22 protein-coding genes are annotated in these 21,732 nt (G+C 67.9%); 8 read left to right on the forward strand and 14 right to left on the reverse strand.

The window, feature by feature from the left end; genetic code table 11:
- Positions 1–106: 106 nt before the first annotated feature.
- Positions 107–1,084 carry a GlxA family transcriptional regulator gene (locus ACXC9Q_RS36815; RefSeq protein WP_457061269.1) on the reverse strand — a complete coding sequence of 326 codons (978 nt, stop codon included), beginning with the start codon at positions 1,082–1,084 and terminating at the stop codon, positions 107–109.
- 92 nt (positions 1,085–1,176) lie between these two features.
- Here ACXC9Q_RS36815 and ACXC9Q_RS36820 point away from each other — a divergent pair, with 92 nt between their 5' ends.
- The gene (locus ACXC9Q_RS36820) at positions 1,177–1,974 is read left to right on the forward strand and encodes a dienelactone hydrolase family protein (protein WP_457061270.1); all 798 of its coding nucleotides are present in this window, start codon (positions 1,177–1,179) and stop codon (positions 1,972–1,974) included.
- An 81-nt stretch (positions 1,975–2,055) separates the two neighbouring features.
- Here ACXC9Q_RS36820 and ACXC9Q_RS36825 read toward each other — a convergent pair whose 3' ends face one another.
- A complete protein-coding gene (locus ACXC9Q_RS36825) occupies positions 2,056–2,796 on the reverse strand; it encodes an SDR family NAD(P)-dependent oxidoreductase (protein WP_457061271.1) in 741 nt (246 codons plus the stop codon).
- Between the two features lie 156 nt (positions 2,797–2,952).
- Here ACXC9Q_RS36825 and ACXC9Q_RS36830 point away from each other — a divergent pair, with 156 nt between their 5' ends.
- Entirely contained in the window at positions 2,953–3,948 is a 996-nt protein-coding gene (locus tag ACXC9Q_RS36830; RefSeq protein WP_457061272.1) for a sigma-70 family RNA polymerase sigma factor, read from the forward strand.
- A gap of 15 nt (positions 3,949–3,963) precedes the next feature.
- On the opposite strand, the gene ACXC9Q_RS36835 is transcribed toward ACXC9Q_RS36830, so the two are convergent.
- The gene (locus ACXC9Q_RS36835; RefSeq protein WP_457061273.1) at positions 3,964–4,941 is read right to left on the reverse strand and encodes a GNAT family N-acetyltransferase; all 978 of its coding nucleotides are present in this window, start codon (positions 4,939–4,941) and stop codon (positions 3,964–3,966) included.
- An 82-nt stretch (positions 4,942–5,023) separates the two neighbouring features.
- Positions 5,024–5,152, reverse strand: coding sequence for a hypothetical protein (locus ACXC9Q_RS36840; protein WP_457061274.1), 129 nt, complete (start codon positions 5,150–5,152; stop codon positions 5,024–5,026).
- Positions 5,153–5,162: 10 nt separating this feature from the next.
- On the opposite strand from ACXC9Q_RS36840, the gene ACXC9Q_RS36845 reads away from it, so the two are divergent.
- The 3 genes from ACXC9Q_RS36845 to ACXC9Q_RS36855 all read left to right on the forward strand — a co-directional run bounded on the left by ACXC9Q_RS36845 (position 5,163) and on the right by ACXC9Q_RS36855 (position 6,995).
- Positions 5,163–5,402: a hypothetical protein gene (locus ACXC9Q_RS36845; protein ID WP_457061275.1), complete on the forward strand. Its 240-nt coding sequence runs from the start codon at positions 5,163–5,165 to the stop codon at positions 5,400–5,402.
- 80 nt (positions 5,403–5,482) lie between these two features.
- The gene (locus ACXC9Q_RS36850; RefSeq protein ID WP_457061276.1) at positions 5,483–6,499 is read left to right on the forward strand and encodes an SDR family oxidoreductase; all 1,017 of its coding nucleotides are present in this window, start codon (positions 5,483–5,485) and stop codon (positions 6,497–6,499) included.
- A gap of 10 nt (positions 6,500–6,509) precedes the next feature.
- A complete protein-coding gene (locus tag ACXC9Q_RS36855; protein ID WP_457061277.1) occupies positions 6,510–6,995 on the forward strand; it encodes a DUF6328 family protein in 486 nt (161 codons plus the stop codon).
- Between the two features lie 6 nt (positions 6,996–7,001).
- Here ACXC9Q_RS36855 and groL read toward each other — a convergent pair whose 3' ends face one another.
- The 9 genes from groL to ACXC9Q_RS36900 form a co-directional block, all read right to left on the reverse strand.
- Positions 7,002–8,696 (reverse strand): chaperonin GroEL, encoded by a 1,695-nt coding sequence (gene groL / locus ACXC9Q_RS36860; RefSeq protein ID WP_328526851.1) that lies wholly within the window; start codon positions 8,694–8,696, stop codon positions 7,002–7,004.
- A 38-nt stretch (positions 8,697–8,734) separates the two neighbouring features.
- The gene (locus tag ACXC9Q_RS36865) at positions 8,735–9,760 is read right to left on the reverse strand and encodes an NAD(P)-dependent alcohol dehydrogenase (protein ID WP_457061278.1); all 1,026 of its coding nucleotides are present in this window, start codon (positions 9,758–9,760) and stop codon (positions 8,735–8,737) included.
- Entirely contained in the window at positions 9,757–10,461 is a 705-nt protein-coding gene (locus ACXC9Q_RS36870; RefSeq protein ID WP_457061279.1) for an iron-sulfur cluster assembly protein, read from the reverse strand. Before ACXC9Q_RS36870 ends, ACXC9Q_RS36865 begins: the two co-directional genes overlap by 4 nt.
- An 11-nt stretch (positions 10,462–10,472) precedes the next feature.
- Entirely contained in the window at positions 10,473–11,516 is a 1,044-nt protein-coding gene (locus ACXC9Q_RS36875) for an amidohydrolase family protein (protein ID WP_328523194.1), read from the reverse strand.
- A gap of 19 nt (positions 11,517–11,535) precedes the next feature.
- A complete protein-coding gene (mimD, locus tag ACXC9Q_RS36880; protein ID WP_457061280.1) occupies positions 11,536–11,907 on the reverse strand; it encodes a propane 2-monooxygenase effector subunit MimD in 372 nt (123 codons plus the stop codon).
- The gene (locus tag ACXC9Q_RS36885) at positions 11,904–13,088 is read right to left on the reverse strand and encodes a hypothetical protein (protein WP_457061281.1); all 1,185 of its coding nucleotides are present in this window, start codon (positions 13,086–13,088) and stop codon (positions 11,904–11,906) included. The genes mimD and ACXC9Q_RS36885 overlap by 4 nt, the downstream gene beginning before the upstream one ends.
- Positions 13,085–14,128, reverse strand: a complete 1,044-nt coding sequence (locus ACXC9Q_RS36890) for an FAD-binding oxidoreductase (RefSeq protein ID WP_457061282.1) — start codon at positions 14,126–14,128, stop codon at positions 13,085–13,087. The genes ACXC9Q_RS36885 and ACXC9Q_RS36890 overlap by 4 nt, the downstream gene beginning before the upstream one ends.
- A 93-nt stretch (positions 14,129–14,221) precedes the next feature.
- Positions 14,222–15,871, reverse strand: a complete 1,650-nt coding sequence (locus ACXC9Q_RS36895; protein WP_457061283.1) for a hypothetical protein — start codon at positions 15,869–15,871, stop codon at positions 14,222–14,224.
- A 93-nt stretch (positions 15,872–15,964) separates the two neighbouring features.
- The gene (locus ACXC9Q_RS36900; RefSeq protein ID WP_457061284.1) at positions 15,965–16,210 is read right to left on the reverse strand and encodes a hypothetical protein; all 246 of its coding nucleotides are present in this window, start codon (positions 16,208–16,210) and stop codon (positions 15,965–15,967) included.
- 163 nt (positions 16,211–16,373) lie between these two features.
- Between ACXC9Q_RS36900 and ACXC9Q_RS36905 the strand changes: the two genes are divergently transcribed.
- From ACXC9Q_RS36905 to ACXC9Q_RS36915, 3 genes are all read left to right on the forward strand, one after another.
- Positions 16,374–18,179, forward strand: a complete 1,806-nt coding sequence (locus tag ACXC9Q_RS36905; RefSeq protein ID WP_457061285.1) for a sigma-54-dependent Fis family transcriptional regulator — start codon at positions 16,374–16,376, stop codon at positions 18,177–18,179.
- A 91-nt stretch (positions 18,180–18,270) separates the two neighbouring features.
- Positions 18,271–19,488, forward strand: a complete 1,218-nt coding sequence (locus ACXC9Q_RS36910; RefSeq protein WP_457061286.1) for an MFS transporter — start codon at positions 18,271–18,273, stop codon at positions 19,486–19,488.
- Positions 19,485–20,687: an MFS transporter gene (locus ACXC9Q_RS36915; RefSeq protein ID WP_457061287.1), complete on the forward strand. Its 1,203-nt coding sequence runs from the start codon at positions 19,485–19,487 to the stop codon at positions 20,685–20,687. Before ACXC9Q_RS36910 ends, ACXC9Q_RS36915 begins: the two co-directional genes overlap by 4 nt.
- Positions 20,688–20,693: 6 nt before the next feature.
- Here the strand turns inward: ACXC9Q_RS36915 and ACXC9Q_RS36920 are convergent, their stop codons facing one another.
- Positions 20,694–21,656, reverse strand: coding sequence for a transcriptional regulator TrmB (locus tag ACXC9Q_RS36920; RefSeq protein ID WP_457061288.1), 963 nt, complete (start codon positions 21,654–21,656; stop codon positions 20,694–20,696).
- Between the last annotated feature and the right edge of the window lie 76 nt (positions 21,657–21,732).

Consider the following 21,732-nt stretch of genomic DNA (forward strand, 5'->3'; position numbering starts at 1 on the left):
CTCGCAACAAGGACTTACCGAAATGGCACCCTTCCGTACCACCACTGAAACTAGCCGCCCGGTACCCCCGACCAAACGGCCTCACGCAACAATCTGGAGCCCTGGATCAAAGGCCGTCACGGCCGCGTCGGAACGCTGCCCGGTACTCGCTCGGACGTTGTCCCAGCTGCCTGGTGAAGAGAGCCGCAAACGTTCCGGGATTCTTGTACCCGATTGCGGTAGAGATGCTGGTGATCGTCCGGTCCGTGGTCTCCAGGAGATGCCGGGCACGACTCACGCGCGACGCCTGAAGGTAATCGAGCGGGCTCTGCCTGGTCTCGGCCGCGAACCGCCGGAGCAACGTGCGAGTACTGACATCGAAGGCGGCCGCCAACGCGACGAGGTCGTAGCGGTCGGCCAGGTTCTGGTCGAGGTGTCGCATGACCCTTCGGGAGAACTCGCTTCCCGGCTGCGGCAGGAGTGTCGCGTCGACGTACGGCGTCTGCGACGTACGCGCGTCATCGACAAGCGCGACCCTCGCGGTCGTCCTCGCGACCGAGGCACCGTGGTGTTCCCGGATCAGGGCCAGCGCGAAGTCGTACATCGCACTGAACGCGGCCGTCGTAGTCACCCCCGTGTCGGTGACGACCAGCTGCTCGGGCCGCACCTCGGTGTCCGGACAGCGTCGAGCCAATTCGTCCGCGAAGAGCCAGGACGTCGTAGCTCGGCGCCCCGCGAGAAGGCCCGCCTCCGCGAGCAGGAATGCACCGACGCAGATCGATACCACTGCGTTGCCCGCAGCAACATGCGAGCGGATCACCGCGATCTCCGGGCCGAGCGGCGCAAGCGTCGCGTCGACATGAACGTCCTGCGCGAGCTCGAACCCCGGCACAACAAGGACATCGACGTCACGTACGGCGGAGACCGCCAACCGCGCACCGCCCGACGCAACGACGTGCCGGCGAGGCGACACGACCGACACCGCGTAGCCGACCTGGTCCGGGCCGGCGACGTGTGTGGCCATGGTCAGCAGATCGGGTACGCCGTACACCTCGGACGCGAAGCATCCCGGATAGGCCAACACGCCAACCCGCAGGACGCTCATCCCTCGGCTCCTCACGTCTTTGGCGAGATTACCGCCAACTATGGCGATCTCGCCTCTCGCGGCCGGCCGATGCATCGCTTCAGGCTGTGCGCATGAGCATCTCGGACTTCTCCCGCCGACTCGTCGACGTGGACGGGGTGGTGAAGACCGTGTACGTCGCGGGCGCCGGGCCGGCCGTGATCCTGATGCCGGAGATGCCCGGCATCAGCCCCGACGTACTGCGGCTGGCGCGGTGGGTGCGAGACGCGGGCTTCACCGTCCAGGTCCCTTCGCTCTTCGGGACAGACGGCGCCTACCCCACGGTCGAGGGAGGCAAGGAAGTTGTCCGGCGCGCGTGCGTCAGTGCAGAGTTCCGTGCGTTCGCCGGGGGCGGCACGAGTCCGGTCACCTCGTGGTTGCGTGGGCTCGCCCGCCAAGCCCACGCGGAATGCGGCGGTCCTGGTGTCGGCGCGATCGGGCTGTGCTTCACGGGCAACTTCGCGCTCACCATGGCGCTCGAGCCGGCCGTCATCGCACCGGTGGTCAACCACCCGTCGCTGCCGCTGGACGACCCGGCCGGACTCGAGCTCAGCGCGGAGGACGCGATCGCGGTCCGGGACCGCCTCACCCGCGACGGGCTGACCGTTCTCGCCTACCGATTCGACAACGACCGCTGGTGCACCGGCCAGCGCTTCGCCGCCTACCAAGCCCTTCTCGGCGACGCGTTCGACGGCCGCGTCCTCCCCGGCAGTACGGCGAATACCAACGCGCCGCCCTTCTTCCGCGACGTCGTCGAGACACCCCACAGCGTGGTAACCGCTCACCTCGTCGACGAGGCCGGCCACCCCACCCTGAAAGCACGAGACGAGATCCTCACCTACCTGACCGACCGCCTGCGACCCGCCGCGTAAACCACCGACCTGTCACAGCATCCGGACTCCGATCGTCTGATTGTCGACAAGCGCCCGAGCGACAGGAGCATCCGAACAGGACTAGGCGACCGTCCTCATTGAGGACTTGGCGGGTTCTGGTGCGAGGGCGGCGAACTGGCGTTCGAGGGCCTTGGCCGCGCTGGAGCGCCAGCTGTCGGCCATGGACGCAGACATCGGGTCCGGGAAGATGTCGTCCTCGCCCTTCTCCACGCCGTCGAGGATGGCGCGCGCAACGTTCTCCGGAGAGGCCTTCGGTACGTCGAGGTCGCGGGACATCTCGGTGTCGACAGGCCCAGTCAGGACAGCATGGACGCTGACACCCCGGCCTGCCAGGAGACCGCGCAGCGACTGCGACAGGGAGAACGCGGCCGCCTTCGAGATCGAGTACGACGGAATCAGCGGCAGCGGCGCGAACGCCATCACCGACAAGACGTTGACGATGGCTCCCCGGGAACCGACCAGCAACGGCAGGAAGGCTTGGGTCACGCCGTACGTGCCGTAGAGATTGACGGCGAGGCTCTGTTCGATCGCGGCCCGGTCGCCGAGGTCGTCGTACAGCGCTATGCCGGCGTTGTTGATCAGGACATCGAGCGATTCGACGCTCTCGACCGCCGCCTGAATCTGCGTCGCGTCGGTCACGTCCAGAGTGAGAGGTGTAACGCGCTCATCCGAGTGGACCAGCGGCCGGCGCGTGCCGGCGTACACCCGTCTCGCGCCTCGCCTCAAGGCGTCCTCGACCAGTGCCTGACCGATGCCGCGATTGGCGCCGGTGACCAGCACTGTCTTGTCTGCGATTGTCATTGCACCGTCTCCTAGTTGAGGATTTCGAGCTGTCGAGGAGGTAGACAGCACGGCGTCGGGAAACTGGTCGCGCGCCGACCGCCAGTTCGCGGCGCGGCCGGTGTCGATACTGGTGAGCGGGACAAGACTGCGGAGACGTGACACGAGGGTGGAGTGGTGACAACCGAGCTGATGATCAAGGCGCGGGCCGGCGACGGCGGTGCGTTCCAGGAGCTCACCGAGCCCTACCGCCGGGAGCTGCTGGTCCACTGCTACCGGATGCTCGGCTCCTTCCAGGACGCCGAGGATGCGCTTCAAGACGCACTGCTGGCGGCCTGGCAGGGCCTCGATGGATTCGAGGGACGCGCGTCGATCCGGACCTGGCTCTACCGGATCGCGACCAATCGGTGCCTCAACGCGCTCCGCTCGGCCAAGCGACGCCAGGCCAAGGAGTGGGACGTGCCCGAGATCGAACCGCCGGAGCCGACCGGGTTCAGCGAAGTCGTGTGGCTCGAGCCCTATCCCGACGCATTGCTCGAGGGTGCGATCGACGGACCGCTCGGCCCGGAGGCGCGCTACGAACAGACCGAAGCGCTGTCGCTGGCGTTCGTGACCGCATTGCAGGTCCTGCCCGCTCGCCAGCGCGCCGCACTCATCCTGCGCGAGGTGCTCGGTTACCACGCCGACGAGGTGGCCGAGATGCTCGACTCGACCGTTGTCTCGGTCAACAGCGCGCACAAACGCGCCCGCGCCGGCCTGCAGCGCCGCCTGCCGACCGGTGAGCACTCGGCCCCGGCGCCGAACTCACCCGCCGAGCAGGCGCTCGTGGCGAGGTTCGTCCGCGCGTACGGCGCCGGCGACGTCGACACGCTGGTTGCGTTGCTCACCGACGACGTTCGCGTGTCCATGCCGCCGATCCCCCTCGAGTACCACGGCCGCGACGCCGTGTCCCGCTTCTACGCCAGCATCATCAGCCACCGCAGGTACGACCTCGTGCCGACGCGGGCGAACGGCCAGGTGGCGTTCGGGACCTACCTCTACGCCCCGACCGACGGCATCCGCCACGGGACCGGTCTCCTCGTCCTCACCGTCACCGGCGACCGGATCTCCGCCTTGACCCGCTTCGACACCAGCGTCCTTCCGTCGTTCGGCCTGCCGCGATCGCTGCCCTGACGCGCGGGTCGAGAGCTAAGTGGTGGGAAGGACGCGGCGCCAGCCGTCGAGGATGAGCGTGGGCTTCATGCCGACCGACAGGTAGAGGGCGAGGGCGCGGGTCGGGTTGTTGGTGTCGACGTGCAGGATCGTCCCGGTCCGTCCGCCGGTCGCATCGAGAGCGAACGCGTCGCGCAACAGGAACGTCGCCAGACCCCGCCCGCGGAACTCCTCGACCACGCCCAGCATGCCGATATGGCCGCAATTCTCGCGCTCGACGAACCCGTCGTTGCAGACCCGGACCGCGACCGCTCGCCCGTCTACTTCGAGCAGGGTCAGCTGGGACCAGTCGAAGCTCGCCTGGGCCTCGAGTGCCACGACCCACTCGTCGTGCGGACGGGGGACGAAGCCGAACTGACCGCGGAAACTGTCGATGATGACCTCGTGTGCCGCCCAGCGGGTGGCGGCGTCGAATGTGCCGCGACGGACCACGACGCCCTCAGGCACTGCGGGATCGGCGACGTCTCCGGTGTGATCGATCCGCATCCGGTGGTACGTCGTACCAACGGCGAAACCGTGGTCGGACAACCGCGCACGTTGTGGCTCGTCGGCCCGGTGAATGTAGAAATCGACGGTGATCTCGGTGTGGCCGCGCTCGCGTCCCATCTCGCGCGCACGGCGCAGCGCCTGCGCCAACAGCCAGTCCGCCACCATGGGGTACTGCGACGTCACCTCGACGTCGACCACCTTCCGGTCGCCCTTGCCGAACGCGGTGGCGTAACCGGCCGGCCGGCCGTCGTCCGCGAGTACGAGCCAGCCGTCGGTCCCACGGTCGAAACCGGGCTCGACGATGGCCTCGGCGACTTGGTCGAGCGTGCAGTCGGCGAATCCGTTCACCGCGGTGTCGTAGGCCGAGAGCAGCTCGAAGATCGCCGAGCCATCACGAGGCTCCGGTGGACGGACGGTGTAGTCGTCCGGCAGATGAACAGAACGCTTGCTGTGAAGAGACTTCACGATGCCCCCTTGGACACCTGTTAGATGCACCTCAGGGGAAGAAAGTTATCGAGCAGCCCAGTGAGCTCTCATTTTTGTTGCGCTAGGCAACGTCTACGACGAGGGCGGTGGCGGTCGCGGTGGCGATGATCTGGTCGTCGGTGTCGTACAGGGTGCCTTCCAGGGTGGCGTTGTCTCCGCTGCGGGTGACGACGCGACCGCGTCCGGTCAACCGGCCGGTGGTGGTCGCACGGACGAAGGCCCGCTCCGTCGACGCCCTGGCCAACGCATTACCGGCCCACGCGGTCGCAGCAGGCGACCGGGACCTCCTCGAGTCCATCTGGTCGAACACCGCCACCACCCTCGCCCGAATCCTGCTACACAACGAATCCGAGCCCATCCTCCGCGCCACCATCACCACGTTCTGGCACTACCAAACCGCCGGCCTGACCGCCCTCCTCCGCCACCTCGCCCACCGCTGACGACCAAACGAACCGTCGCGCCGCATCAGGCTGTTCGACCTGGGTACCGGGAGCGTCACAGTGATCCGAGGAGGTCTGTGGTGCCGAAGGACCGGCAAGTTGTCGTGGTGACCGGAGCGAGCGCTGGGATCGGGCGGGCGAGCGCGATCGCGTTCGGCCGGCGGGGTGCCAAGGTCGCACTGCTGGCGCGGGGCGAGGCAGGGCTGGACGGCGCGGCGCGGGAGGTAGAGGCCGCGGGCGGTACGGCGCTGACGATCCCGGTCGACGTCGCCGACTACGAGCAGGTCGAGAAGGCCGCTGCACAGGTGGAAGCGGAACTGGGGCCGATCGACGTCTGGGCGAATGTCGCGTTCACCTCGGTGTTCGCACCGTTCCTGCAGATCGATCCGAACGAGTTCAAGCGCGCCACCGAGGTCACGTATCTTGGCTACGTCTACGGCACGCGTGCCGCCCTGGACCGGATGGCCCCGCGCGACCACGGCACGATCGTGCAGGTCGGGTCGGCCCTGGCCTACCGCGGTATCCCGCTGCAGTCGGCGTACTGCGGAGCCAAACATGCCGTCCAGGGATTCCACGACTCGTTGCGCAGTGAACTGCTGCACGACAAGTCCAACGTGCACGTCACGATGGTCCAGATGCCGGCGGTCAACACACCGCAGTTCTCCTGGGTGCTGTCCAGACTGCCCAAACACCCCCAGCCGGTGCCCCCGATCTACCAGCCCGAGGTGGCCGCCGACGCTGTCGTGTACGCCGCGGATCACCCGCGCCGCCGCGAGTACTGGATCGGCGGACCGACCATGGGCACCGTGATCGCCAACAAGTTCGCGGCCGGCCTCCTGGACCACTACCTGGCGCGGACTGGGTACAAGTCGCAGCAGACGAACCTGCCCGAAGACCCCCGTGCCGCGAATCTGTGGCATCCGGCCGACGGCTACGACGGCCGCGACTTCGGTACGCACGGCGCCTTCGACGACCGATCGACGAGTCGCAGCTACGAGTTCTGGATGTCCCGGCATCGCACGCTCGCCGGTGTCATCGCCGCCGGTGCCGCGGCGGCAACCGGCATCATCGCCGCCCGCGCGGCCCGCACTCGTTAGCGAGCCTCCGATGGTCCGCTATCAGCGCGAGGAAGAGGACTCCGGCGAGCAGCTGGATCGCCATTGGAACGAGCTGCTGCAGGAACTGCGCCTGGCCCAGACCGGGACGCAGATTCTGTTCGCCTTCCTGCTGAGCATCGCCTTCCAGAACCAGTTCCACGCCGCCGACAGGTTCACGCATACCGTGTACGCCGCCACGCTGGTCGCCTCGGCGCTGGCAGTCGCACTCTTCCTCGCGCCGGTGTCGTTCCATCGCATCGTCTACCGCCAGGGGCTCCGCGACAGGCTGGTCACCATCACCGATTGGCTGGCCCGCGCGGGCCTGGTCTTCCTGGTCGCCGCGATCTGCGGTGGCGTGTTGATCGCGCTCGACGTCGTGATGTCCAGAACGGCCGCGATCATCATCGACGCGGCCGTCCTGGCGTGGTTCGTCACCTTCTGGCTGGCGATTCCCGCGTACGTCCGCGCCACCCGAGAACCCGAACCGCACGACTGACGTGTATCACCCGACCGAGGGGCCCAGGCCCAGGGATTGCGGTGTGCTCGAGTCGGGAGATGGTTGGTGGAGTCCTTCGTCGAGGGCGCCGTACTCGGTCATCAGGGCCGCGCTGCCGCCCCACGGGGTTTGCTCCTCAGCCACCAGGGTGTTCGTGGTGAGCAGCAGACCCGCGACCGAAGCGCCGTTCTGGAGGGCCGAGCGGGCTACTCGCAGCGGGTCGATGATGCCCATCTCGAGCATGTTGCCGTAGCGGCCTTCGAGCGCGTCGAAGCCGTCGTCGACACCCATCTGGGTGGTTCGCTCGAGCACCTCCGCGCCGGAGTAGCCGGCGTTCGTCGCGATCAGGTACGCCGGCTCCCGCAGCGCGCGCCGGACGATCTCGACACCGGTCGCGTAGTCGCCCTTCACATCCAAGGCGTCGAGCGCGGGCGCGGCATGGAGCAATGCCATCCCGCCGCCGGCGACGATGCCCTCGGCCATCGCGGCCCGGGTGGCCGACAACGCGTCCTCGACCCGGTGCTGGAGTTCCTTCAGCTCGGCCGGCGTCGGCGCACCGACCCGGATGACCGCGACCTTGCCGGACAGGGAACCGATCCGTTCAGTCAGCACGTCCTCGTCGACCCCGAAGGTCGCACGCTCCAACTCGGCACGCAACTGCGCGATCCGGAACGCGACTTCCTGCTCGCGCCCGGACGACGCCACGATCGCCGTACGATCCGCATTCACCCGGACCTGGTCCGCGCGGCCCAGCTGGGCGACGGTCATCGTCTCGAGGCTGAAACCGGAGTGCCGACTGTAGACCGCGCCGCCGGTGATCGCGGCGATGTCCTCCAGCTTGTGCAGCCGCCGGTCACCGAAGCCCGGTGCCCTGATCGCGACGCACTGGAACAGACCGTTCACGTGGTTGTGCACCAGCATGCTGAGCGCGGTCCCCTCGAGGTTCTCCGCGATGATCACCAGCGGTCGCGGCTCACGCATGATCTTGTCCAGCAGCGGCATGATCTCCTGAACCTTGGTGATCTTCTCGCTGCACAACAGGATGTACGGGTCGTCGAGGTTGGCCTGCAGGCTGCCCGGATCCGTCACCATGTACGGCGAGAGGTACCCGTTGTCGAACTCGAATCCCTCGACGAAGTCGACGCCCATGCCGTGCGTGGCCGACTCCTCGACCGTGACGATGCCGCCGTCCCCGATCGTGAACAGGGCCTTCGCGATCGCCGCGCCGACGAGGTCGTCGTCGTTCGCCGAGATCGCCGCCACCCGGGCGAAGTCCAGCTCGGTCTCGACCGGGTGGGCGACCTCGCGCAACCGCTCGACCAGCTTGCCGACGGCCAGATCGATGCCCCGCTTCACCAGGACGGGGTTGCCACCGGTGCCGATCGCGGCCATGCCCTCGCGGATGATCGCCTGGGCGATCACGGTCGCGGTGGTGGTGCCGTCGCCGACGATGTCGTTGGTCTTGATCGCCGCTTCCTTGACCAGCTGGGCACCCATGTTCTCGAACTGGTTCTTCAGGAAGATCTCCCGCGCGATCGTGACGCCGTCGTTGGTGACCACCGGCGATCCGGTGATCTTCTCCAGGATCACGTTGCGGCCCTTGGGGCCAAGTGTCGACTTCACCGCGTCCGCCAACTGGTCGACGCCGGCCAGCAGCAGGTCGCGGGCGTTCTCACCGAATCGCAGTTCCTTGGCCATCAGGGCCCTCCCGGGGTCGTGACTCGTCGTTGTCAGGCAACTTATGGAACGAGGATCGCGCGGCCGCGGACCCGGCCGGCGTCGAGATCGGCGACCGCCTCGGCGGCCGCGGCGAGCGGATAGGTCCGGGTGTGCAGCGTGACCTTGCCGGCCTGCGCGAGCGCCATCAGCTCGGTCAGTTCGTTGAACGTGCCGACGATGTTGCCGACGATGTTCCGCTCGGTCGAGATGATGTCGAGGGTCGGGATCTGCACCTGGCCGCCGTACCCGATGACGAAGTACGAACCGCCGGCCGCCGTCATCGCGAAGCCGTCCTGCTCGGCGCCCTGCTCGGCGACGAAGTCCAGTACGACGTTCGCCCCGGCGCCGCCGGTGAGGTCGAGCACGGCCTGGACCTGATTGCCATCGGCAACCACCGTCTGGTCCGCGCCGAGCTGCTCGGCCAACTTGAGCGCCTCGGGGTTGCGGTCGACGACGATGATCCGGGTCGCGGTCAGCGCCGCCAGGCACTGCACGCCGATGTGCCCGAGACCACCCGCGCCGATCACGACACACGTCGTACCGGGTGGCAGCAGCGGGATCGCCTTGCGGACCGCGTGGTACGCCGTGATGCCGGCGTCGGCGAGGGCCGCCACGTCCTCCGGCCGGGTGGTCGGGTCGAGCTTCACGCAGGCGCGTGCGGAGGTGAGGAGGTACTCCGCCATCCCGCCGTCGCTGTCGAGGCCCGGGAACGTGCTGTTGGAGCAATGCATGTCGTTCCCGGCGCGGCAGGCCTGGCAGAGGCCGCACGTCGGTGTCGGGTGCAGGATGACCGTGTCACCGACCTGCACGTTGGTGACGGCGGAGCCGATCTCGTGCACCCAGCCGGCGTTCTCGTGGCCGATCGTGTACGGCAGGGTCGGGTGCATCGCCGCGTCCCATTGCCCCTCGATGATGTGCAGATCGGTGCGGCACACGCCGGCGCCGCCGATCTTGATGATCACATCCAGCGGTCCCTTGACGACCGGTTCCGGTACGTCCTCGACCACTGGCTGCTGGTGGTATCCGTGCAGTCGAACGGCCTTCATCCCTCTGCCTCCTCGCCTGCACCGGTCTCGGCGTACCGGTGCCGCAGCATTCCCCTACAGATGCCGGTGTTGGCCTCGATCCCGGTCCGGGTGAGGCGTGCCATGCCCAGATACTTCGGCGCCCCGGCGCCGGTGATCGCGGTACCGGTGCCGGGGTCGATCAGGAGCGGTGCGGCCGGGTCCGTCCGCAGTCCGAGCTCGGCCCGCCGCCGCAGCAGCCGGTCGAGCTCGGTCGATGCCGGTACGTCGCCCAGCGTCAGGCCGGCCAGGTCCGCCCGATCGGTGCCGGCGGCCATGAGTTGCCGGCACACCTGGTCGGTTCCGGCCAGCATCGCCTTGGTCACGAAGGTCCGCCGCAGCTCGTCCAGTTCGTCGACCGCCTCACCCGCGAACGACGCGACGAAGCCCGCCCGGGCCGCGACCCCGGCGTTGATCTGATCGGCCGCGAAGTGATCCTCGAGCGCCACATCGGCCGTGCGGACCTCGGGCAGCGCGGACACCACGTCGTACGCGTCGGCGACCATCAGGAAGGCGAAGTTCGGCGCACAGAAGTACGTCGGCAGGCGCAGCCGCACGACGGCATCGCCGGCCGCCGACACGACGCAGGTGGACACGAACCCCAGCGTCGTGATCGGCTCGTCCAGCTCCGGATCCCGAACCGCGTCCAGGGCGGTGAGCGCCGCCCTGGACCGTTCCGTCACCAAAGCCGTCATTACTGCGTGACCAGCTTCGCGTCGTCAGGCGCGGCCGGCGTCGCCTCCTTGAGTTGATACTCGTCGGGCACCTTGAGGTCGTACAGCTTGGCCGCGTTCAGCCCGAGGATCTTCTTCTTGCCCTCGACCCCGAGCCGCGGGTAGTCGGTGAACTCGTCGCCTTCGGGGAACTCCCAGTCGACGAAGCCCTCGATCTGCCACTTCGGCTCCCAGATGCCGTAGTCGCTGCCGAAGGTCATCTTGTCCTCGCCGACCCAGAACAGCAGCTCCCCCATCACCTTCGCGAAGAACCGCGGCCGGGCGTGCATCAGGCCGCCGATGACGACGGACAGACCGGCGTACACGTTGGGCTCCTGGGTCGCCATGAAGCAGAAGTCCTCGATCCGCGGCAGCCCGACGTGCTCGACGATGAAGTTGAGCTCGGGGAAGTCCGTCGCGGCGTGGTCGACGTCGGAGACGTCGAACGCGTCCTTGTCCAGCGGCCAGATCGTGGGGCCCTTGTGGACGTGGATGTTCTTGATCCCGAGCTCCTGGGCCTTCTCCAGGTAGCGGTACGCCGCGGGGTCGGTGAGCTTGTAGCCACGCGACCCGGAGTTCCACTCCGCGGTGTAGAGCTTCACACCGCGCGAGCCGTACCGGTCGACGTTGCGTTTCAGGTCCTCCAGCCCGGGGTCGCCGTCACGCGGGTCGAACCGAGTGTTGTGGACGAACATGCCCGGGTGCTTCTCACCCAGCGCGGCGTTCTTCTCGGTGGTGTTGAACCCGTCCTTGTACCACTCCTTCAGGTACGTCGGCTGGAACACCGCGACGTCCACGTAGCCGTCCTCGAAGACGTCCTTCATCAGGTCGTCCTCGGAGTACTTCATGAACTTCTCGATGGTCCAGTGGGTCTCCTTCGGCCCGAGACTCTGGTAGGCGTGGAAGCACTCGATCCAGCCCTTCGCGTACTGTTCCGCGCCCGGCACCCAGTTGTCCGGTCCCGCGTCCCAGAAATGCATGTGGCTGTCGACGACGTAGTACTTCTCACCGTTCTTCTCGTACACGGTCCCCTCCAGGTACAAGTCAGACTGCAGAAAGGTCGAAGCCGATGTACTCGGCCGCGTCCTCCGGATTGGCGAACATGATGGTCCGGTCGTCGAGGTGGACCATGCGCCCGTAGTGGGTCGACATGTTCTCCTCGAACTCGGCCTGGTCGAAGTACCCGGGCTCCTCGCCGAGCGCCTCGGAGATGTCGTCGTAGACGAAGTCCATCCGGCCGACCGCGTCGACGCGGATCATCGACGGCAGCGGCGTCACGGTCACGTTCTCCTTGCCGCGCATCACCTCGGCCACGACCGCGCCGACCTGGTTGTTCATCAGCGTGACGCCGGCCCGGTTGGAGGCGGTGCTGTCGGACTTGAAGGGGCTCTCGTGGACTGCCTTGAGCGTGGTCACAGTGCCAACTCCTTCGGTTCTTCGAGGCCCAACGAGACGAGGATGCCGCTGAACCGGCTCTTGACCCGGTCGAGGCCGTCCTCGAACCGTGGCGGTTTCGCATCCGGCTGCGACCACAGTGGCTGCAGTTTGCGGGCCGCCTCCAACGAACGCGAGGTCCAGTCCGCGGTCCAGTCCTGCATGATCGACTTGTTGTGGTCGGCGAACTCACGGTCGTTGGTGAGCAGCTCGAACATCGCCGTCGTGTAGCGCAGGTCGCGCTCGGCGAAGTCGTACTCGGCGGCGCCGATCACGGTCGGCGTGACGAAGTCGCCGTTCCTGGGCGCGGCCTGCTGGACCAGCTGGCTGCGGAACAGTTCGCCGACGAGCGGCTCGAACACGACGTTCGCGGCGAAGATCGCCTCACACCAGTCGTCGATCGCGGTCAGCCGCTCGGCGAGGTCGCGCACGCCCTGCCAGGCCGGGTCGGACTTCCACGTCTCCAGGTGGGCACTGCCGTCGAAGCCGTCGATCTCCTCGGACAGGGTCAGGTTGTACAGCGCGAGGTCCTGCGCGGCGCGGATCCGGTGCATGCTGTTCACCGAGATCGCGTTGTTGTGCATGTTCGTCGGCGCACGCCGGTTCGCGTTGGCGTACAGGTAGAGGCCGAGACCGTGGTCCACGTGCATCCAGGCGCCGATGTGGTGCTCGACGAAGCGCACCCAGTTGGTGTTCCACTGCTCGAAGGCCTTCGACTGCTTGGCGGCCTCGACGTTCTGGGTGACCTGACGGACCACGTTGGAGTTGTAGCGGTAGAGCGTGAGCTCCCACTCCTCGTTCGGGTCGCGGAACTCGTGCCAGCCGGTCGCCGGCCACTCCTTGACGATCATGCCGCCGGTGCCTATTCCGCGCTGCGGCTCGGGCTTGTCCGAGCCCCACGCCTTCAGCACGGTCCAGTCCAGCGGATACCCGCCGCGCCCGTCGGCGAACCCGTACAGCCAGCCCTGGGTGAGGTAGTGCCGCGGATCCGGTTGGACCTCGACGGTCACGTCCTCGTAGTGGCTCTGCTTGCGCTTCTGCGGCGTGTAGTAGTTGTACCGCCGTGAATCCGAGTCCGGGAACACGCGAGCGCCAGCTTCGGCGTCGGTGAAGACCGGCTTCGGCACGCTCCGCTCTGCGGCGGAGTCTTGTGTGGTGGTCATCGGCTCTCTGCCTCCAGCACCTTCGAGTCACCGGCGTCGCCGGTCGTGGTGAACTTGTCGTAGTAGATGCGCTTCGTGACGACACCCAGGCCCTCGAGCATCGGGATCGCGGCCTCGACCATCGGTGGCGGCCCACACACGTAGGCGTCGGCCCCGGTCAGGTCCGGCTCGTGCCGGCGGACGACATCGGTGATCAGACCGACCTCCCCGTCCCACTCGTCCTCGGACAGCGCCGGCACGTAGCGGAACCGTGGCAGCGTCTCCTCGAGCCGCCGGAACTCGTCGTCGAAGCACAGGTCCCGGCGGGTGCGGGCACCGTAGTAGTACGTCGTGGGTCGGTCGATCCCCCGCTCGGCCATCGACCGCAGCAGCGCCAGGATCGGCGCCATCCCGGCCCCGCCGCCCAGAAAGATCAGCCGGGCGTCGGGGTTGTCCCGCAGGGTGAAGACCCCGAACGGCCCGGAAAGCTCCAGCCGGTGACCGACCTGTAGTTTCCGGTCGAGGAACTCCGAGAAGATGCCGCCCGGGTAGACCTTGATGACGAACTCCAGCTGACCGCTCTCCCGGCTGGACGTGTTCGCCATCGAGAACGAGCGAGTGGCGTCCCAGCCCGGCACCTGGAAGTCGACGTACTGGCCGGGGAAGAACTTCAGCTCGCCGGGATCCACCAGCTTCAGGACGAGATGGCGCAGGTCGTGGGTGACCGGCGTGATCGCGACCACCTCGGCGCTGCGTTCCTGGATCGGCAACCCGGAACGGATCATGTCCTCGTCGTAGTTGAGCAACTCGATCGTGAGGTCCTCGTACGGATGCGCGCGGCACAACAAGGTGTAGCCCTCGTCCAGCTCGTACTCCGGCAGTGCGAACGTCGAGTACCGATCGAGCTCGATGTCATCCCCGTCCAGGACGAAGGACTTGCAGGACGAGCACTGTCCCTCCTTGCAGCCGTGCATCAGCATCACGCCCTGCTCCGCCGCGGCGCGCAGGATCGTCTGGTCCTCGTCGACCTCGATCTCGATGCCGACAGGTTCGAATCTCACGACATGCTTCTCGCCCATGGCTCCTGCTGCTGGTCGAGGGGATGAATCGGGGCGGGCGGGTACCAGGCGCACCCACCCGCCCCTTGGAGGGGTTCAGGCGTCGGCCGGTGCCCGTCCGGCAGGGCCTCCGCGTACGTAGCGGGCGGCGAACGCTGTCCGCTCGTCGTCACTCATCTCGTTCAGCAGGACGTTCGGGCTCGCCAGCGGCGGGCACTTGCGCAGGTGGTCCAGCGTCCACATCTTGCTCGGGTCGAGGTTGAGGTGTGGCTGCGCGACCATCGTCTTGCCGTCGTCACGGACGAATCCCATGTCGGAGACCACGTCGGCCCAGTTCCAGCCGTGGTACAGGGTCTCCCACTCGCGGTGGCCGATCAGCTGGCCCATGTTCGGCGTCTGCCGGCCCTGGTACGTCGGCCGGAAGGCGGTCTCGTCGGTCCACTTGCACATCTCGTGGCAGTAGGTCCGCCACTGGCCGTCGACCTTGGCCATCACCATGTCCTCGCGGACCAGGCACGGGACCATGCAGGTCCAGCACCGGTGCGGGTACTCGTAGTCGACGTCCTCGAACACGATCGGCTTGTGCCCGTTCGGCATCGACAGCCGGTTGTAGTTCTCCCACCACGCGCCGTACTTGTCGTACCAGCCCGGGTACTTGTACTCGAACCACTCGAAGTCCTTGTCCGTCATCGGGTCGATCCGCCAGTAGTTGGCGAGCCAGCCGGTGGCGAAGAACTGGGCGACCTCGTGCACGTAGCCCTTGTTCCAGATCTGGTTCCAGGACTCCTCGATCAGGTCGTGCGGGATCTCGAGGCCGTACTTCTCCAGCGGGACGAGGTAGCTGCGGTAGTAGTCGTCGTAGATCCACCGGCGCCACATCTCGGCGTAGCTCTCGCGGTCCTTGCGCCGGTCCTTCGTGCCGTACTCGATGAACGTGCCGATCGCGGCGTCGACGACGCGGTGGTTGTTCCACCACGCGTACCGCAGGTCGCGGGCGAGCAGCTGGTGGTTGCCCTCGTCGGCGAGTGCCATCAGCAGCGTCGCGTACCCGTTGCTGATGTGCCGCGACTCGTCGGACTGCACCGAGTGGAACACCGTCGGCAACAGGTAGTCGCCGTTCGCGGCCGCCTCGGCCGGCATGGCGACGAACAGCGTGTTCGTGAACGCCGTCTCGGCCACGATGGTCAGGTAGATGCTCGCCGCGGTGATCGCGTCACCGGTGATGAAGCCTTCGGCGAACTGACGCCCGATCGTGCCGCAGTAGTCGCTCTGGAAGTCTCGCAGGCTCGAGTTGAACCCCGCCGGGTCGATGTAGTTGTTCATGTACAAGCGTTTGAGGTTCTGCTGGATCGTCGAGTGCCTGACCTCGTCGATCATCTGGATCGCCTGGCCGTTGTGCAGCTCAGGGTTCGGCACCGTCCGGAAGAGCAGCGGCATCGCCCGGGCGGCGGAGATCTCCGGCAGCGGAATGATGCTGAGGAAGAGCTTCTGCCACTCCAGCCAGCGCTCCTGCACCTGGCGGAACATGTTGCCGCGGATCGCGCCGTCCGAGGCGCCGTACACCCGGTGGTCCTTCTCCTCCTGCATCGGGAAGTACGACCGCAGGACCTGCTTCAGCGGGTCCTTCTTCTGTGCCTTCTGGAACGTGTAGTCGGTTCCGTACTGGGAGACCGGCTCGTGATACGCCGGTTCCCAGGACAACTCCTGGATCTTCTGGTGGGCCCTCGCCACACTCTGGCGACTCATGGCACTCCTCCCGCTCGCGTGGCCGACTGTTCTTGCAGTACATGCCCGCTGCCACCGCGGAGAGGTCTCAAATTGAGATGCGCGTCACAGACTTCACGGCTCGCCGAACATTGCCTGCCGGAGCTCGGCCAGCCGGGCGTCCTTCTCCTGCGCGAGACGCTGATCGCCTTGCGGATCAGGGTGGATGCCGAGGCACCGCAGCAGTTCGGCGGCCGGCTCGCCCGGGTGCCCGGTCGCGCCGAGGACCGGATGGAGGCCGGCGTCGGCCAGGTGTTCGAAGACGAGATGCACGACGGTCCACGGGTTGTACGACTCCTGGCTCGGGATACCGTTCTCCATCGGAACCTCCTGATCGCCCTCCTCGCATCACAAGCCCGGAAACCGCGGCTGGTTGTCTCAATCTGAGACACCGCTTGTGGCTGGCTGTACTAGTCTCGAACTGCGATGTGACTGGGTGGGACCCGAGCGGATCCGCTCTCCCTGCCTGGTGTCGGGAGGCTTCGTGGACGAATTCACCCCTTCGACCGAGGACAGTCGCCGAGCCGCAACGGCCCGGCTGAACTTCCTCACCCTCGAACCGGTCCGGCCGCAAGACGTCCGGCCGCCGATCCTCGCGTCCTGGGTGCGATCGAGCCGGCACTGGAACCTGCCCGCGGACCGGATCACCCTGCCCTTCGTCGAGGACCCCGACCTCGACATCCCACTGACCCGCAGCGCGCTCCCGGTGCTGCAGCAGTTGCACGAGAATCTCGACGGTCAGCCGATCAGCGTCATCCTCACCGACCGGACCGGCCTGGTCCTGCAGCGCCTGACCGCGGACCGGGAACTGAGCCGGCACCTCGACAAGGTCTACCTCGCGCCGGGTTTCAGCTATGCCGAGGAGTTCGCCGGCACGAACGGGATCGGCACCGCGCTCGAAGGCGGCGGCCCGATGCACGTCTTCGGCCATGAGCACTACGCCGAGGACCTGGAGGACCTGGCCTGCGCCGGCGTACCGATCCGGCACCCGATCACCGGCAAGACGGTCGGCGCGATCGACCTGACCTGCTGGCGCAAGGACGCCGGCTCGCTGCTGATGGCGCTCGCCAAGACGACGGCGGAGAACATCCGGTCGGCCCTGCTAAAGGACAGCTCGCCCCGGGAACTGACGCTGCTGGAGGCGTACCTGCAAAGCAGCCGCCGGCTCGGCGACATGGTCCTCGCGGTCGACGAAGACCTGCTGCTGATGAACGCCATGGCCCGGCAGTCCCTCGATACCGCGGATCAGCGCGCGGTGCTCGGGCACGCCGTGGAGATGCTGGCTCGTGGCGGCTCCGACGCGGTCGTCGCGGAGTTGCCCACCGGCAATCGGGTCCGGATCACCTGCCGCCCGGTGCCGGTCGGTGGTCGAGGTGGTGCGGGGATCATCCAGGTCAGCCCGCACAACTCCGGACTGGACCGCGGGACACCGTCTATCGGCCATCGCCCGCCGCCGCGTCCTGTCCTGCCCGGACTGGTCGGCCACAGTGCGCCGTGGCTCGGGAGTAGTCGTGAGGTCGACAACGCATACCGGGTCGGGCAATGGGTGGTGCTCACCGGTGAGCGGGGCGTCGGCAAGGTCGCGCTCGCCCGAGCCGCCCATCACCAGAACAACCCGGCCGGCTTGTTCCACGTGCTGGACGCCGCCCGGACGGGCGATGGTTTCGGCGCCGAACTGGAGGCCGAGCTGGCCGACGATTCAGTGCAGACGCTGGTGATCCGGCACGTCGAGCGACTCGACGCGGCCGGCGTGGACGCGACCGTCGAGGCCCTGTACGGCGTTCTCGAGCGCCGGCCGTCCGATCCACCATGGATCGCGCTCACGCTCACCTCCGACGACACAGAGCCCTCGGACCTCGGGGACCTGCTGACCTTGTTCCCGCTCACCGTCGAGGTGCCGCCGCTGCGGCATCACGTCGAAGACGTCCGCGAGCTGGTTCCGTACTTCCTCAACCAGTTGAGTCACGGTGAGCTGACCTGCGCACCGGAGGCGATGCAGCAGCTGATGCGATCGTCGTGGCAGGGCAACACCGCCGAGCTGTGCCAGGTCCTGAAGCAGGTCGTCCTGCGGCGCCGCCGGACCGGGGTGATCACGCCCGCGGACCTTCCGGCCCGGGTCCAGGCGATCAGCCGCCGCAGCCTCAGCCAGCTCGAGGCCCTCGAACGCGACGCGATCATCCGCAGCCTGGTCGCCAACGACGGGCACAAGGGCCGGGCCGCGAAGTCCCTCGGCATGTCCCGCGCCACCATCTACCGCAAGATCCACGACTACGGCATCCAGCCGCCATAACGATCACATTTGCGCCGTTAATCGACGCTCGGGACAGATTTGATCAGATTTGGGTTGCCCTTAGTGGGTGGGACAGGGTTCCATTGCAGGGGTGACGGAGACGCGTGCCGCCGGACCGGCGGAGGAGCAGGAATTCTCGTACCGGCCGCTCGTGTGGCTGGCGGTCGCGACGTTCTCGATGGGGATCGACGGTTACGTGCTGGCGGGTCTACTGCCGGCCATCGCCGCGGACCTGGGCGTCAGTACGGCGGCCGCCGGGCAGCTGATGACGGTCTTCGCGCTGACCGCGGCACTGGCCGGACCGGTGCTCTCGACGGTGACAAGCCGCTGGGAACGGCGTACAACGATCGTCCTGGCGCTCGGCGTCTTCGTGCTCGGCAACCTGATCGTCGGACTGGCGCAGAACTACCCGATCGCGCTGAGTGGCCGGGTCGTGGCGGCGCTCGGCGGTTCGCTGCTCAACGCCGCCGTCCTGGGCTACGTGATCGCGATGACGCCGGTCCAGCATCACGGCAAGGCGTTGTCCTTCGTACTCGGCGGCTGGATGGTCGCGACCGCGCTCGGCGTACCGGTCGGGCTGGTCATCGGACAGTCCAGCTGGCGGTTCCCGCTGATCATGGTCGCCGTGGTCGGCAGCATCGCGCTCGTCGGCATCATGATCGGGCTTCCCCGCCTGCACCTCCCGGCCGCGTCGCTCGCCGACCGGCTCCGCCCGCTCGGTCAACCCCGGCTGCTCGCCGCGCTGCTCGTCACGACCGGCATCCTCTGCAGCAGCTACACCTGCTTCACCTACGCGGTGCTGATCCTCGGCCCGCACCTCGGCGCTGACTGGATGATCATCGCGGTCATGTTCGGGTACGGCGTCGCCAGCATGGTCGGGAACGCGGTCACGGGCCGGCTGACCGACCGTTTCACCCCTGTGCGCGTGCTCACCGTGGTTCTGACCGGACTCCTGCTGAACTCGGTCCTGGGAATGACCGGGCTGATGCTCTCTCCGGCCGTCCTGGTCACGGTGCTCGGCCTGCTCTGGTTCTTCGTCGCCGGCGTCGGCAACGGGGGCGCCGCCGTCCCCCAGCAGGCCCGCCTCGGAGCGCTCGCCCCCGCGTCCGCCGCGATCGTGATGGCCTTGAACGGCAGCGCCATCTCCCTCGGCTCCGCGCTGGGCAGCGGTCTCGGCGGCGTGGCCCTCACCACCGGCCTTCCCCCGAACGGTCTGCTCGGCGTCGCCTCCGTCGTCCTCGCCATCACCGTCACCCTCCACCTGATCGTCTCGCGCTCCTCCACCGCCGCAAAAGTCGTCGTCGAGTGACGAACACCTGCGCCACGGGAATCGTTGAGGAGCAGGAGTTCTCGTACCGGCCGCTGGTCTGGCTGGCGGTAGCGACGTTCTCGATGGGAATCGACGGATACGTCCTGACCGGGTTGCTGCCGGCCGTCTCCGCGGACCTGCACGTGAGCGCGGCGGCCGCGGGCCAGTTGATGTCCGCCTTCGCGCTGACCGCCGCCTTCGCCGGGCCGGTGCTCGGAACGCTGACGAGCCGTTGGGAACGCCGTACGACGATTGCCACGGCGCTCGCCGTCTTCGCCCTCGGCAACCTGATCGTCGGGTTCGCGACGACCTACCCGCTCGCGTTCGCCGGCCGGGTGGTGGCGGCGCTCGGCGGCTGCCTCCTGAACGCCGCCGTCAGCGGGTACGTGATCGCGGTGACTCCGGTCCGGCATCGTGGGAAGGCCTTGTCGTTCGTGCTCGGCGGGTTGCTGACCGCGACCGCGCTCGGCGTACCGGTCGGCCTGGTGATCGGGCAGTCCAGCTGGCGATACCCGATGATCCTGGTCGCCGTGATGGCAGCGATCGCTCTGGCCGGCATCCTGCGCGGCCTGCCTCGCCGGCACCTCCCCGCGGGAAGGCTTGCCGACCAGCTTCGCCCGCTCGGCCGGCCCCGGCTGCTCGGCGCTCTGCTCGTCACCACCGGCATCCTCTGCGGCAGCTTCATCTGCTTCACGTACGCCGTCCTGATCCTCGGTCCGTCCTTCCCCGCCGCCTGGATGATCATCGCGGTCATGTTCGGGTACGGCGTCATGAGCGCGTTGGGCAATGCGATCACGGGCCGGCTGGCGGACCGCTTCTCGGCACCGCGCGTGCTCACCGTCGTCCTGATCGTGCTGGTGCTGAACTCGATCCTCGGCATGGCCGGCCTGATGCTGACCTCGGCCGTCGTGGTCGCGGTGACCGGCCTGATCTGGTTCTTCGCCCAAGGCATCGGCAACGGCGGCGCCGCCGTACCGCAGCAGGTCCGGCTGGCCGGCCTCGCCCCGGAATCGCCCGCGATCGTGATGGCCCTCAACGGCAGCGCGATCTCGCTCGGTTCGGCGCTCGGTAGTGGACTCGGCGGGGTCGCGCTGGCCGCCGGGACCGCACCGAGCGGCCTGCTTGGCGTCGCGGCCGTCGTCCTCGCCGTCACGCTGGGCCTGCATCTGGTCGTCGTCAAGTTCAGGGTGTCGTCCTGACAGCGGTCAGCGCCAGCCGCGGCGGGCGGCTTGGAGGCCGGCCTGGAAGCGGCTGGTGGCGCCGAGCTGGTCCTGGACCTCGGCGATCCGGCGGCGCAAGGTCCGGCCGCTGACGCCGAGCTGGCGGGCGATCGCCTCGTCCTTCATGCCGCTGGCGAGCAGGTTGATCAGCGTCGTGACCGGATCCGTGGCGGCGGACGCCGTCAGCCGGAGCGGCGAGGCCTGGCCCCACAACTGATCGAACAGGACCTGGAGTGCGCTGGTCAGTGCGGAGTCCGTGACCACGACGGCGCGCGCCTGGCCCGGCGTGGACGCGCCGTCGCCGGCCAGCGGGAGGATTGCCGTCCGGCCGTCGACGATCAGCAGCTTCACCGGGACCTGCGGCAGCACGCGAGCCTGTTCCCCCCGCTCAGCCATCGATCGCAACCGATCGACCCAGCCGGGGTGGTCCAGCACCCCGGCCGCATAGATCGCCCGGAACCGGACGCCACGATCCAGCAGTGCCAGCTCGGCGCTCGACACCTGGTGACTGCCGTCCGCGACGTACGGCGGGGTGTCCGTGCCGACCGCCTGTTCGATCGCCCCACGCAACATGTCGTCGATGCGGGCCTCGATCGCGTCGCGGCCGACCGCGATCTCGATCAGGCGGCTCGGCTCGGCCTGCAACTGCCCGGCGCTGAACTCGCGGGCGAGCTGGTCGGTCATCGCGGCGACCCCGTCCAGCGCCGCCCGCCGCTCGCGCACCAGCATGCCGAGCCCGGAGCGCGGGTCGACCGGTGCCGGCGCGGCCTCGGATCCGCCGCGCACCAGCCCCGCCACGACCAGCCGGCCGACTGCCGCCTGGACCGCCGTCACCGGCACCTCCAGCACCTCGCTGTGCTGCCCGACCGGTACGCCGGGATCGCGCAACAACTGCTGGTACACCCGCGCGTCCACGGCGGACAGTCCTACTGCTTCCCAATCAGCCACCGGCCGAGCCTAGTAGCGTGTCGCTACTTAGTTCTGGGGGTCTGGTTGGGAGGTTTGGGATCGGCAGATCTTCCTT

Source organism: Kribbella sp. CWNU-51 (assembly GCF_054073265.1).

Coding starts and splice junctions, on each gene's coding strand:
- ACXC9Q_RS36815 (WP_457061269.1), bottom strand. CDS start 1,084: ATGAGCGTCCTGCGGGTTGGCGTGTTGGCCTATCCGGGATGCTTCGCG.
- ACXC9Q_RS36820 (WP_457061270.1), top strand. CDS start 1,177: ATGAGCATCTCGGACTTCTCCCGCCGACTCGTCGACGTGGACGGGGTG.
- ACXC9Q_RS36825 (WP_457061271.1), bottom strand. CDS start 2,796: ATGACAATCGCAGACAAGACAGTGCTGGTCACCGGCGCCAATCGCGGC.
- ACXC9Q_RS36855 (WP_457061277.1), top strand. CDS start 6,510: ATGGTCCGCTATCAGCGCGAGGAAGAGGACTCCGGCGAGCAGCTGGAT.
- ACXC9Q_RS36865 (WP_457061278.1), bottom strand. CDS start 9,760: ATGAAGGCCGTTCGACTGCACGGATACCACCAGCAGCCAGTGGTCGAG.
- ACXC9Q_RS36885 (WP_457061281.1), bottom strand. CDS start 13,088: ATGACCACCACACAAGACTCCGCCGCAGAGCGGAGCGTGCCGAAGCCG.
- ACXC9Q_RS36895 (WP_457061283.1), bottom strand. CDS start 15,871: ATGAGTCGCCAGAGTGTGGCGAGGGCCCACCAGAAGATCCAGGAGTTG.
- ACXC9Q_RS36900 (WP_457061284.1), bottom strand. CDS start 16,210: ATGGAGAACGGTATCCCGAGCCAGGAGTCGTACAACCCGTGGACCGTC.